Origin of the sequence: Azospirillum formosense, from assembly GCF_040500525.1 — a bacterium.
Classification (GTDB): domain Bacteria; phylum Pseudomonadota; class Alphaproteobacteria; order Azospirillales; family Azospirillaceae; genus Azospirillum; species Azospirillum formosense_A.
The window spans coordinates 973,883-985,647 of the sequence record NZ_CP159403.1 but is presented as its reverse complement, the minus strand read 5'-3'; the positions used below and the strand labels follow the sequence as shown (position 1 = coordinate 985,647).

At 68.6% G+C, this 11,765-nt stretch carries 12 protein-coding genes and 1 tRNA gene; 7 read left to right on the top strand and 6 right to left on the bottom strand.

The window, feature by feature from the left end:
• The first annotated feature begins 373 nt into the window (after positions 1-373).
• Positions 374-865 carry a single-stranded DNA-binding protein gene (locus tag ABVN73_RS17645; RefSeq protein ID WP_353859589.1) on the top strand — a complete coding sequence of 164 codons (492 nt, stop codon included), beginning with the start codon at positions 374-376 and terminating at the stop codon, positions 863-865.
• A 268-nt stretch (positions 866-1,133) separates the two neighbouring features.
• Here ABVN73_RS17645 and ABVN73_RS17640 read toward each other — a convergent pair whose 3' ends face one another.
• The 5 genes from ABVN73_RS17640 to ABVN73_RS17620 form a co-directional block, all read right to left on the bottom strand.
• Positions 1,134-1,292 carry a hypothetical protein gene (locus ABVN73_RS17640; RefSeq protein WP_353859588.1) on the bottom strand — a complete coding sequence of 53 codons (159 nt, stop codon included), beginning with the start codon at positions 1,290-1,292 and terminating at the stop codon, positions 1,134-1,136.
• A 155-nt stretch (positions 1,293-1,447) separates the two neighbouring features.
• Entirely contained in the window at positions 1,448-1,900 is a 453-nt protein-coding gene (locus tag ABVN73_RS17635) for a hypothetical protein (RefSeq protein ID WP_353859587.1), read from the bottom strand.
• Positions 1,901-2,071: 171 nt separating this feature from the next.
• Positions 2,072-2,698: a calcium-binding protein gene (locus tag ABVN73_RS17630; protein WP_353859586.1), complete on the bottom strand. Its 627-nt coding sequence runs from the start codon at positions 2,696-2,698 to the stop codon at positions 2,072-2,074.
• Positions 2,699-2,955: 257 nt separating this feature from the next.
• Entirely contained in the window at positions 2,956-3,144 is a 189-nt protein-coding gene (locus tag ABVN73_RS17625) for a hypothetical protein (RefSeq protein ID WP_137141073.1), read from the bottom strand.
• Between the two features lie 43 nt (positions 3,145-3,187).
• The gene (locus ABVN73_RS17620) at positions 3,188-3,340 is read right to left on the bottom strand and encodes an entericidin A/B family lipoprotein (protein ID WP_137141072.1); all 153 of its coding nucleotides are present in this window, start codon (positions 3,338-3,340) and stop codon (positions 3,188-3,190) included.
• 116 nt (positions 3,341-3,456) lie between these two features.
• Here ABVN73_RS17620 and ABVN73_RS17615 point away from each other — a divergent pair, with 116 nt between their 5' ends.
• From ABVN73_RS17615 to ABVN73_RS17590, 6 genes are all read left to right on the top strand, one after another.
• On the top strand, positions 3,457-4,914 hold the full coding sequence (locus ABVN73_RS17615) for an MATE family efflux transporter (RefSeq protein ID WP_353859585.1): 1,458 nt from the start codon (positions 3,457-3,459) through the stop codon (positions 4,912-4,914).
• Between the two features lie 200 nt (positions 4,915-5,114).
• Entirely contained in the window at positions 5,115-7,928 is a 2,814-nt protein-coding gene (gene gyrA / locus ABVN73_RS17610; protein WP_353859584.1) for a DNA gyrase subunit A, read from the top strand.
• 21 nt (positions 7,929-7,949) lie between these two features.
• The gene (gene coaD, locus ABVN73_RS17605) at positions 7,950-8,498 is read left to right on the top strand and encodes a pantetheine-phosphate adenylyltransferase (protein ID WP_035675985.1); all 549 of its coding nucleotides are present in this window, start codon (positions 7,950-7,952) and stop codon (positions 8,496-8,498) included.
• Between the two features lie 134 nt (positions 8,499-8,632).
• Positions 8,633-8,708, top strand: a tRNA-Lys gene (locus ABVN73_RS17600).
• A 218-nt stretch (positions 8,709-8,926) separates the two neighbouring features.
• Entirely contained in the window at positions 8,927-9,751 is an 825-nt protein-coding gene (locus tag ABVN73_RS17595) for a hypothetical protein (RefSeq protein WP_353859583.1), read from the top strand.
• Positions 9,752-9,761: 10 nt separating this feature from the next.
• Positions 9,762-10,769, top strand: coding sequence for a YihY/virulence factor BrkB family protein (locus tag ABVN73_RS17590; RefSeq protein WP_353859582.1), 1,008 nt, complete (start codon positions 9,762-9,764; stop codon positions 10,767-10,769).
• 27 nt (positions 10,770-10,796) lie between these two features.
• Here ABVN73_RS17590 and ABVN73_RS17585 read toward each other — a convergent pair whose 3' ends face one another.
• On the bottom strand, positions 10,797-11,759 hold the full coding sequence (locus tag ABVN73_RS17585; RefSeq protein ID WP_353859581.1) for a heparan-alpha-glucosaminide N-acetyltransferase: 963 nt from the start codon (positions 11,757-11,759) through the stop codon (positions 10,797-10,799).
• Positions 11,760-11,765: the final 6 nt, after the last annotated feature.

Sequence of the window (11,765 nt, the reverse complement as noted above, 5' to 3'; positions counted from 1 at the left end):
TCCCTTTCCGGCCGCGTGGGACGCAGGGGCGGGATGCGGGAACGCCGGGAGACGCCGGGAAAGCGATGATGGGGCGCCACCAAGGAAACGGTTGGCGGCACGGACTCTCTCTGCTATGTTTGTTCATGGAGTGTTCTCTTTCGTGCGGGCCGGGCGGGTTGTTCCGGACGGAAGGGCCAAAGCGCTCCGGCGGCGGCGGTTGACCCGTGCCCGTCCCCCGTGCTTTGTGAACCGCAAGGCGGGGCGGGCATGGACCGGACCACGGATCAAACCGGCCCTGCGAACAGACACCCCCGGTATCCGGACGCCCTTCCGCCGGGCGCCCGAACGGGTCGGATGGGGTACCGGGAACCCGCGCTAGGAGACACGTGCGATGAATGTATGGACGTTTACGGGGCGCCTCGGCGCGGATGGCGAGCTTCGCTCCACGCAGAGCGGCGAAAAGGTTCTGGGCTTCCGTGTCGCCAACGACGTGGGGTTCGGCGACCGCAAGACCACCCAGTGGGTGGACTGCTCCATCTGGGGCCGCCGCGCGGAGGCTCTGGCGCCGCACCTGACCAAGGGCAAGGCCGTGGTGATCTCCGGCGAGGTGACGATCCGCGAGTTCGAGAAGCGCGACGGCACCCGCGGCGCCGGCCTGTCGGTGCGCGTCGCCGAGATCGACTTCACCGGCGGCCGTGAAGGCGAAGGTGGCGGTGGCGGGGGTTACGGCGGCGGCGGTGGCTACGAGTCGCGTGGCGGCGGTGGTGGCGGCGGCTACGGCGGCGGCAGCGGCGGTGGTGGCTATGGCGGCGGCGGTGGCGGCCGCAGCGGCGGCGGTGCTCCGCCCAAGCACGACGACCTGGACGACGAAATCCCGTTCTGATCAGCCGGGGTTTGGTGAGGGAGGGGGTTTTCCCCCTCCCGTCCTTTTCCGGTGCTGGCTTGCTTTTGCATGACCTGCGCGGGCCGGGCTTGACGGGGGATCCCCGCCAACGGATCGGCCACGGCGAGCGTCCGTCGTGATCCGGCAGCAGCCATGGCGTCCCAGCGCCGTCACATCCCGAGTGCCCTTGCCGCCGTCACGGCTTCCGTCGCGCTCGGACCATGCAGGGCGGCGACCCGGTCCATCGATTCAACCATCATTGCCGATATCATCGCTCAGGCCCGGCATCGCCCAGGCCCGGCATCGCGCAGCCGACCCACCGCTTGGGCACGCCATCGTTCCGCCCGTCGGCCTGCAGCGGACGCACCAGAGTCAGCGCTGCCACGAAGCCCTCCGGAACGTCCGGCGCAGCCCCATCCTTGCTCATTCCCCGCCCCTTCAGCCGTCGCCACACCGCGCCGCGTGATGGGCCGCGTGATGGGACGTCATAGCCTTTCCTTTGAAAGGCCGAGGGATGCCCGCTGGCCAGACCTTGCGGGCCCGTCATGGTGGGCTCGTCGCATGGTCTGGCCGGAGGAGGGCTCAGCGCGGGGCGGTGGCGCGGTTCCAGTTGGTGGCGTCCGCCGGGTTGCCGGGCAGGGGGGCGAGGGCCGGAGCCGTCGTGGCAGGCGTGGCGAACAGGGCGTCGAACTGGTCCGCGTTCATGCCGGTCAGGACGAGGGCCTGTCGCTCTTCCGAATAGCGCAACTGCCCGGAATCCAGCGTCACGTGGCGTTTCACCGGATGGACCGGCGCTCCGCTCGCCACCACGAGTTGGACCGGCTCGCGGGCCGGAGTTAGGACGACGTCCTCGACCGAACCCAGAATGCGGTTCTCGGGAATGGACTGGACGGTCAGCCCGACCAGTTCCAGCGGCGACATCTGCGCCATGGGCCGTTGCACGGCGCCAGTCTCCGCGCAGGCGCCGAGCGCCGCCAGGGCGCAGACGGCGAGCAGCCGGGGGGCGGGGCGGGGGGTGAGGCGTCGATGGTTCATGCGTGGCTCCTCCGTCGCGTGGGCAAGGCTATAACGCGGCAGCGGAGCGGAGGGGCCGCGGCCCGGAACGGAAAAGGGCGCGGCCAGCCGCGGCCACGCCCCTTGCGCCATCAGCCCCTCATGCCCGCGGTACTTCCTTCAGGTGAGGGGGCCGGTCGTGTGAGGACGCTGTCAGGTGAAGACATAGTCACGGCCGGACACCAGCCCCACCGTGTCCACGGTCAGCGACGACCCGTCACGGAAGCCGAAGGCCGTGTTGGTGGCCGTGGTGGAGACGGTCAGATCGGCGGCGGAGAAGCCGCGGAACTCGATGCGGTCGACCCCCGCTTCGAAATAGCTGATGTCGTCGGTGCCGAAGCCGCCCGGCGCCACGTCGAAGCGGAAGATGTCCGTCGCGCCGTCCCGGTAACTGACCATGTGGTCGTTGCCGGCGCCGGGGAGGAAGACATCGGACCCGTCGTCGCGCAGCGTGTCGATCAGCCAGTCGTCGCCGGTTCCGCCGACCAGCGTGTCGTCGCCGCGCCCGCCCTTCACCGTGTCGTTGCCCGACCCGCCGTCGAGCCAGTCGTTGCCGGCGCCGCCGAACAGCTGGTCGTCGCCTTGGCGCCCGTACATGCGGTCGTTCCCCGGATCGCCGGCGTAGGGATCGCCCAGCCAGTCATTCCCGAGCCCGCCGTCCAGAAAATCGTTGCCGAGACCTCCGGAGAGCGAATCATTCCCTCCATTGCCATAGACCGTGTCGGCGGAGTCGGTGCCGAGATAGCGTTCGGCGGCGTTGGTTCCCGAAAACCTGGCCATGGTTGCCTCTCCTCAATGATTAACAAATCGTTAACATTAAGGTGGGGCGAGGGAAAGGTAAAAAAACACTTAACGTATCGATGCCAAACTTTGCCACGGTCCTTTGGTCTTTGTTGCCCATGTGTTTCTGTGTTGTTTCCAGATTCGAATCTTCGATTTCAAAACACCGGCGTTCGGGCAAGGAAAAAGGCCGGCGCCTTGTGGCACCGGCCTTTCTGGAAATTGCCTGTTGCGGACGGACGCCCGGTCCGGCGTCTTTACGCCTGGGTTGGCGACGGCATGCCGGGGACCGGCTGATCCGCCGGCGGCGGCATCTCCGGAGGGGTGTCGGGATTCTCGGGAACCGGGTAGGGGTCCGGCGTGGTCGGGCGGTCCGGCTGCGGGGTGTTCGGGTTGCTCGGGGGCGGCACCTCGGTGGGGCGCTCCGGCGTCATGGGGTCGCTCATGCGGGTGTCTCTTCCGTGGTTGACATGCGAGGTGGGGCGCGCCTCACTCGGCGGCGCGTTCGACGGCCCGTCCGCCGGCCTGGACATCCTGCCCGGCCCCTTCGATCGTGTTGCAGCCGACGAGCAGCGCGGCGAAGGTCAGGACGAAGCTGGCGAGGGCAATCTGGCGGACGGGGAACGGCATGGCGCGGCTCATGATCCCGAACTCCTCAATGGATGCTGTTGCTTTGTCAACGCGGCGCCGCGGGCGTTGGTTCCGGCCCGTTCGGCGGATTTGCAACAGGGCGGAAGGACAATAAGCCGCCACTTGACGTGGTACGCCGCACGGTCAAGATGGCCGGTTCCGCCACCGGCGGTGACACCCGTACACAAGCGACCGACACCCTGATCATGCCCGACCAAGCGATTTCCGCCCCTCTCCTGGCCGACCGTCTGCGCACCCATGCCGGCGAATTGCTGCGGCTGGCCGCCCCGGTCATCGTCTCGCGCGCCGGGCTGGTCGTCATGATGGCGGTGGATACGGCCATCGTCGGCCGCTACAGCGCGCAGGAACTGGCCTATTACGGGCTGGCCCATCTGCCGGCCAACCTGCTGGTCACCACCGGCGTGGGCCTGATGATGGGCGTGGTGGCGGTGACCGCCCATGCCCTGGGGGCGGGGCAGGACGCGGAGTGCGGGCGCATCTGGCGCCGGGCGATCCCCTACGCGCTGCTGCTCGGCATCCTCTTCGCGCTGGCCTCGCTGGCCGGAGAGCCCTTCTTCCGCCTGACCGGCCAGTCCGCGGATCTGGCGGCGGGCGGCGGCCAGGTGATGGCGGTGCTCGGCTACGGCATGCCGGGCATGATGCTGTACGTCGCCACCGGCTTTTTCCTGGAAGGGCTGAAAAGGCCCGTGCCGGGCATGGTCGCGATGATCCTCGGCAATCTCCTGAACGCGCTGCTCGCCTGGATGCTGGTTTGGGGGCATGGCGGATTCCCGGCCCTGGGGGCGGTCGGCTCCGCCTGGGCGACCACGGCGGTGCGTTGGGGGATGGGGCTCGGCCTCGTCTTCTACGCCTGGCACATGAGCGACCACGCCCGCTGGGCGGTGCGCGACCCGGTGCGCGACTGGTGGAGCGGCAGCCGCAAGCAGCGCCATCTCGGCTACGCCGCCGGGGTCAGCCTGGGCGTGGAGAGCGGCGCCTTCGCCACGCTGGGCCTTTTCGCCGGGATGATTTCGCCGCTGGCGCTGGGCGCCTACACGGTCGGGTTGAACCTGACGGCGCTGCCCTTCATGGCGGCGGTCGGGCTGGCCTCGGCCACGGCGGTGCGGGTGGGGGTGGCCTATGGCCGGCGCGACCCGCTCGACATGGCGCTGGCCGGCTGGACCGGGCTGGGCGTCACCAGCCTGATCCTGGCCGGAGTCGGGGTGCTCTACCGCTGGGTGCCGGAGCCGCTGGCGGCGATCTACAGCGCCGACCCCCAGCTGATCACCGCGGTGGCGCCGCTGATCGCCTTCACCGCCTGGGTTCTGGTGGCGGACGGCGGGCAGGTGGTCATGGCCAACGCCCTGCGCGGGCGCGGCGACGCCTGGGTCCCCACCGCGCTGCACTTCATCTCCTACGCGGTGGTGATGATTCCGGTGTCGGCCTTGCTCGCCTTCGGGTTGGAGCGCGGCGCCCGCGGTCTTTTTGAGGGAATTTTGATCGCCAGTGTGGTATCCGTGACCATCCTTTCGCTGCGCTTCGCGCTGTTGAGCCGCCCCCGGCCCGCCAAGGCCGGAGGCCATTGACCTGCAAAGGCCAGAAACCGTGGGATTGCCGGAGCGTTGTGTGCACATGCGAAAGCTGATAGGAATTCTTATATTACATGCAGCGGCCCGAAGGGCCGTGCGGACGTGCACCGTTGAGCCTTAAGTGTTGAACCGAGAGCGTTGAACAGCAAGCGCTGAACACCGAGCATCGCCGCAGCCCGTAGAATGAGTTTGTCTCCTTGAGCACGACGCCCCTTCCTCCCGCCTCCGACATCGCGCCGGTCACCATCGAAGACGAGATGCGCCGGTCCTATCTCGATTACGCGATGAGCGTGATCGTGAGCCGCGCCCTGCCCGACGTCCGCGACGGGTTGAAGCCGGTGCACCGCCGCATCCTCTACGCGATGAAGGAAGGCGGGTACGATTCGACCAAGCCCTACAAGAAGTCGGCGCGCATCGTCGGCGACGTGATGGGTAAATACCACCCGCACGGCGACAGCGCGATCTACGACGCCATGGTCCGCATGGCGCAGGACTTCTCGATGCGCCTGCCGCTGATCGACGGGCAGGGCAACTTCGGCTCGATGGACGGCGACCCGCCCGCGGCCATGCGCTACACCGAGGCGCGGCTGGCCAAGGCGGCGGAGGCGCTGCTCGACGACATCGACAAGGACACCGTCGATTTCCAGGCCAACTACGACGATTCGGGCAAGGAGCCCACGGTCGTCCCGGCGCGCTTCCCCAATCTTCTGGTCAACGGCGCCGGCGGCATCGCCGTCGGCATGGCGACCAACATCCCCACCCACAATCTGGGGGAGGTGGTGGACGCCTGCTGCGCCTATATCGACAACAACGACGTCACCGTCGAAGAGCTGATGGAGGTCGTGCCCGGCCCGGATTTCCCGACGGGCGGCATGATTCTCGGCCGGTCGGGCATCCGCTCGGCCCTGATGACCGGGCGCGGTTCCGTCATCATCCGCGCCAAGACCGAGATCGAGGAGGTGCGCAAGGACCGCCTCGCCATCGTGGCGACGGAGATCCCGTACCAAGTCAACAAGTCCAAGCTGATGGAGCGCATCGGCGAGGTCGTCAACGACAAGACGATCGAGGGCATCGCCGACCTGCGCGACGAATCGGACCGCGACGGCGTGCGCGTGGTGATCGAGCTGAAGCGCGATGCCATGCCCGACGTGGTGCTGGCCCAGCTCTTCCGCCACACCCAGCTCCAGACGTCCTTCGGCGTCAACATGCTGGCGCTGAACGGCGGCCGTCCGGAACTGATGAACCTGAAGGACATCATTGTCGCCTTCGTCCGGTTCCGCGAGCAGGTCATCACCCGGCGCACCGAGTTCCTGCTGGGCAAGGCGCGCGAGCGCGCCCACACCTTGGTGGGTCTGGCCGTCGCCGTCGCCAACCTCGACGCCATGATCGCGCTGATCCGCAGCGCCCCGGACCCCGTCTGGGCGCGCGAGCAGATGATGGAGCGCGAGTGGCCGGCGATGGACGTCGCCCCGCTGATCGCGCTGATCGACGAGCCGGGCCGCGGTGTGTCGGAGAACGGCACCTACCGGCTGTCGGAGGAGCAGGCCCGCGCCATCCTCGACCTGCGCCTGCACCGCCTGACCGGGCTGGAGCGCGACCGGATCGGCGCGGAGCTGAAGGACGTCACCGACCAGATCGCCGACTATCTGGAGACCCTGGCCAACCGGGCGAAGCTGCTGGGCATCCTCCGCGAGGAACTCGTGGAGATGAAGGAGCGGTTCGGCACCCCGCGCCGCACCGAGATCCAGGAGCTGGAGTTCGAGGCCGACATCGAGGACCTGATCCAGCGCGAGGACATGGTCGTCACCGTCAGCCAGTCCGGCTACGTGAAGCGCGTGCCGCTGTCCACCTACCGCGCGCAGAAGCGCGGCGGCAAGGGGCGGTCGGGCATGTCGATGAAGGCGGAGGACGCGGTCAGCGACCTGTTCGTCGCCAACACCCACACGCCGCTCCTGCTCTTCTCGTCGCGCGGCATGGTCTACAAGCTGAAGGTCTATCGCCTGCCGCTGGGCAACCCCCAGGCGCGCGGCAAGGCCTTCGTGAACTTGCTGCCGCTGATCGACGGCGAGACGATCACCACGGTCCTGCCGCTGCCCGAGGACGAGGCCGTGTGGGCGGACCTGCACGTCGTCTTCGCCACCTCGAAGGGGAACGTGCGGCGCAACCGCCTGTCGGACTTCGCCAACATCCGCTCCAACGGCCTGATCGCCATGAAGCTGGAGGAGGAGGGCGAGCGTCTGATCGCCGTCCGTACCTGCTCCGAGGCGGATGACGTCCTGCTGGCCACCGGCGGCGGCAAGTGCATCCGCTTCGAGGTCGCCGACGTCCGCGTCTTCGCGGGCCGCACCTCGACCGGCGTGCGCGGCATCCGTTTGGCCGACGGTGACGAGGTCATCTCGATGACCACGCTCCACCATGTCGATGCCTCGCCCGAGGAACGTGCCGCCTTCCTGAAGCGCAAGCGCGAGGAAGGCGTGGACATGGAGGGCGATGCGGCGCCGGAGGCCGACGAGGTCCCGACCGAGGCCGTCACCCTCAGCCCCGAGCGCTACGAGGAGCTGAAGGGTCTGGAGCAGTATGTGCTGACCGTGACCGAGCGCGGCTACGGCAAGCGGACCTCCTCCTACGAGTACCGGGTGACCGGCCGCGGCGGCCAGGGCATCTGGAACATGGAGATGGGCGAGCGCAACGGTTCCATCGTCGCGGCCTTCCCGGTGGAGGACTCGCACCAGGTGATGATGGTCACCAACGGCGGTCAGGTCATCCGCATGCCGATCCACGACGTGCGCATCGCGGGCCGCAAGACGCTGGGCGTCACGCTGTTCCGCGTTGGGGCCGACGAGCGCGTGGTGTCCGTCGCCTCCATCGCGGAGGATGAGGACACCAACGGGAACGGGACCAACGGAAGCGGTGGCCTGGGCGGTGATCTCGACGGCGGTGGGACGGCCTCCGTGGACGACAGTGCCGACGCCGCCGGCCCCGGCGATACGCCCGGTGACACCATCGAATAAGAAGAGGCGGAAGGTACTCCCATGGCCAAGCGCCGCATCGGTGTCTATCCCGGCACCTTCGACCCGATCACCAACGGGCACATGGACATCATCCAGCGGGCGTCGCGCCTCGTCGATCACCTGATCGTCGGCGTCGCCCGCAACGCCGGCAAGGGTCCGCTCTTCTCCACGGACGAGCGGGTGGCGATGGTTCGGGAGGATGTGACCGCCCTCAACAACGCCGGGGCCAGCATCGAGGTGCGAGCCTTCGACACGCTGCTGATGCATTTCGCGGTCGAGGTGAACGCCACCGTGATCATCCGCGGCCTGCGGGCGGTTTCCGATTTCGAGTACGAGTTCCAGATGGCGGGCATGAACGCCCGCCTGAACCCCAAGATCGAGACCATGTTCCTGATGGCCTCGGAGAAAAGCCAGTTCATCTCCTCCCGCTTCGTCAAGGAGATCGGGCGCCTGGGAGGCGACATCCGCGGCTTCGTCAGCGGCCGCGTGGCGGAGCATCTGGCCGAGCGCTTCGCCCTGGAGGCCGGGAACGGCGACGCCAGCAAGCAGGTGCAGACGCTCAAGCAGTGACGGCGTACGGCGGTGGCGTGAAGGTTGGGGCGGGCGGCGAAATTTTTGTGCGCTCGGCCCAACCCCGCTGTTGACGGGGGAGTCACCGCCCCCTATGTTGCGCCCCGCATCGGCAACAGGCCGAACGCTTCTGTGATCCGGTAGCTCAGTCGGTAGAGCACGTGACTTTTAATCATGTGGCCGTGGGTTCGAATCCCACCCGGATCACCATTCCCCTCAATGGTTTAACGGCCTGACGGGCCGTCCATCCCGACCCCTTCTGCAAACCGGTTCGCAGCGGTTTGCAAGATGCGGGGTACCGCTCCCGGTTGCCGCCTGTTTAAAAAGATCGAATAGCCGATCCCTCGTGTCACCCCGGCCGCAAGCCGGAACCTTCCGCCAACCTGCGGTGTTGCTTGGCGGCAGCGTCAAGAGGGGGAGTCGCCGGCATGAACCGAGCCACCGATCCGTATGCCGACACCATGGGCGGCGTCGCGGCGGGCAACACGAATGACACCACACCCACGTCCGAAGGCCCGGCATCGCCGCGCGGCCGGCGCGGGACGGATGAGATCGAGCAGGACATCCACGCCATCCGGGGCCGCATGGACGCGGTTCTCGACGAAATCGAATTCCGCCTGTCGCCCGGCCAGATGTCGGGCGGCGTGATTGAGGTGGTGCGCGATGTGGTCGAGGGCAACCCGTCGCGCATGGCCCGCGCGATCCGGTCCAACCCCTGGCCGCTGGCCCTGATGGCGGCGGGCGCCCTGTGGTTCGCCTGGACCGTGTCGCGCACGCCGGAGGTCGAACCCGTCGCTTCCGGAGCGCCGGCGGGACGGGGCGCCGACGGTACGATCCAGGATGTGCTGAGCGTTCTGGTCGCCGCCTGCCGCCAGGGGGCCACCGGATTCCGTCAAGCCGACATGGTGCTGGACGACGCCGACCTGAGGGCACGGTTGGCGCAGGTCGCCAGCCAGTTCGAGCGCAGCGCCGCCGCCCTGGAGGCGGAGCTGATGCGCCGCGGCGGCGGCCGCGACCTGCGGTTGCCGGTGCACGCGGTCTGGCGTGACCTGGACGCCGAACTGGGCGGTGCGCGGACGCGCGGTGGGCTGCTGCGCGGGCTGGAGAGCGGTGTGGAGGGCACGCTGGGCCTGTTCCGCAACAGTCTGCACGATGACCTGCCGGAGGAGCTGACGGTGATCGTCGGCGCCCATTTCCATGAGATCGAGACGGTACGCCACCGTGTCGGCGCTCTGCGCGAAGCGGTCGCGTGAGGGAGGGGGCATGCTGGGGTTGAGCCGTCGCCACCGCAACCAGTACCCGCGCGTCGAGATGGGGGGACGGGGGCGGTCGGCTGCCCGTCCGTCCGACATTCCCAAGGCGGGCTGGAAGGACATCCTCTGGCGCACCTGGGAGGAGCAGGGGAAGGACAACATTTCCATCGTGGCGGCGGGGGTGGCCTACTACGCTCTGTTCGCCATCTTCCCGGCCATCGCCGCCCTGGTTTCGATTTACGGTCTCGTCTTCGACCCGGCGGGGGTGGAACAGCAGGTCAACCAGCTGGCTGGATTGCTGCCGCCGGAGGCGCTGAACGTGCTGCGCGATCAGGCGCGCAACGTGGCGTCGGCGCCGCAGGAGGGGCTGGGCTTCGGCGTCCTGTTCGGCTTGGCCCTGACGCTGTGGAGCGCGTCGCGCGGCACCAACTCCCTGATCACCGCGCTCAACATCGCCTACGGGGAGCAGGAGCGGCGGAGCTTCATCTGGCTCGCCGGCCTGTCCCTGGTGCTGACGCTGGCCGGTCTGGTCTTCGTGATCGTGACCCTGGCGTTGATCGTCGCGGTCCCGGCGGCCATCAATTTCTTCGGGCTGCGCGACACCCCCATCGCCTGGGCCGCCAGCCTCGCGCGCTGGCCCATCCTGGCGGTGGCGATCGTTCTGGCGCTCGCCGTGCTCTACCGTTACGGCCCGGACCGGCGGCAGCCGAAGTGGCGCTGGGTCACCTGGGGGTCGGCCATCGCCACGGGGCTTTGGATCATCGCGTCGGTGGGCTTTTCCATCTATGTCTCCAACTTCGGCAGCTACAACCAGACCTATGGGTCGGTCGGGGCGGGCGTGGTGCTGCTGCTGTGGTTCAACCTGACGTCCTACGTGATCCTGATGGGGGCCGAGTTGAACGCGGAGATCGAGCACCAGACCGCCCGCGACACCACGGAGGAGGATGGGCGCGGTCCGAAGCCGATGGGCCACCGCGACGCCTACGTCGCCGACACGGTGGGTAAGCGCCGGGCTTAGAGCCGCTGGGCGTAGAGCCGGTGCCGGTCAGCGGCTTCCGCAGCTTTGGATGACGCCGTCGACCTTGCGGGCGCTGTCCGCGGTCAGCCGGTCGTGGACGAAGTCGGACCACAAGCCGGCCCGGTTGAGGTCGTCGGACACGCAGCGGCAGGTGGCGGTGCAATGCGCCGGCTCGCCGCCGCTGGACGTGCAGGTCGCCACGCAGGAGTTCTGGAAGCTGCGGACGTCCGCCGGGTCGGCGCCGATCGCCATCGCGGCCAGCGACAACAGGCCGAACAGAATGGGCTGGTGCAGCAGATAGACCGCCAGGCTGTGCCGACCGGCCCAGGCGAACGCCCGCCCGAGCGCTCCGCCCGGCGTTCCCGGCGCGGCGGGGTGCCACAGGCGTCCCAGAGCCATCCCGAACAGGAAGCCGCCGAACCAGGGAAAGAGCGGCACATAGTCGTTCGATTCCGGCGAGAAGGTCATCAGCCCGATCCAGCGCAGCCAGGGCGCGTCGAAAAGCGGCAGGGCGACCGTCTCGCCCAGCGCGATCACCGCCACGCCAAGCAGCAGAAGCGCCGGCCAGGGCAGGCGCAGAAGCGCAAGCCCCAGCAGGCTCGCCACCGCCATGTGGTGCAGCACGCCGAAGAAGATCGGACTGTCCGGAAACAGAACCAGCGACACCGCCGACACGCCGGCCGCCGCCAGGACGAGAAGGGCGAAGCGCCGCAGGAAGCGCCGCCGGTCGATCCCACCCGCCGCCGCCAGAACAAGGCTGAGGCCGGAGAGAATCAGGAAGCTGCCGAGGATGCCGGTGCGCGCGGCCAGCCACAGCGGGTCGCCGAACAGGTCGAAGTCCGCCAGCCCCAGATAGGTCAGGTCCCAGGAGCCGTGATAGAGGGCCATGGCGAGCAGCGCAACGCCGCGCGCCACGTCGATGCCGCCGATGCGCCGCGTTGCCGGGGCCGTCGACGCGGGAGAGGTGGAGGGGGTGGGCATGGAAGGCATGGGCGC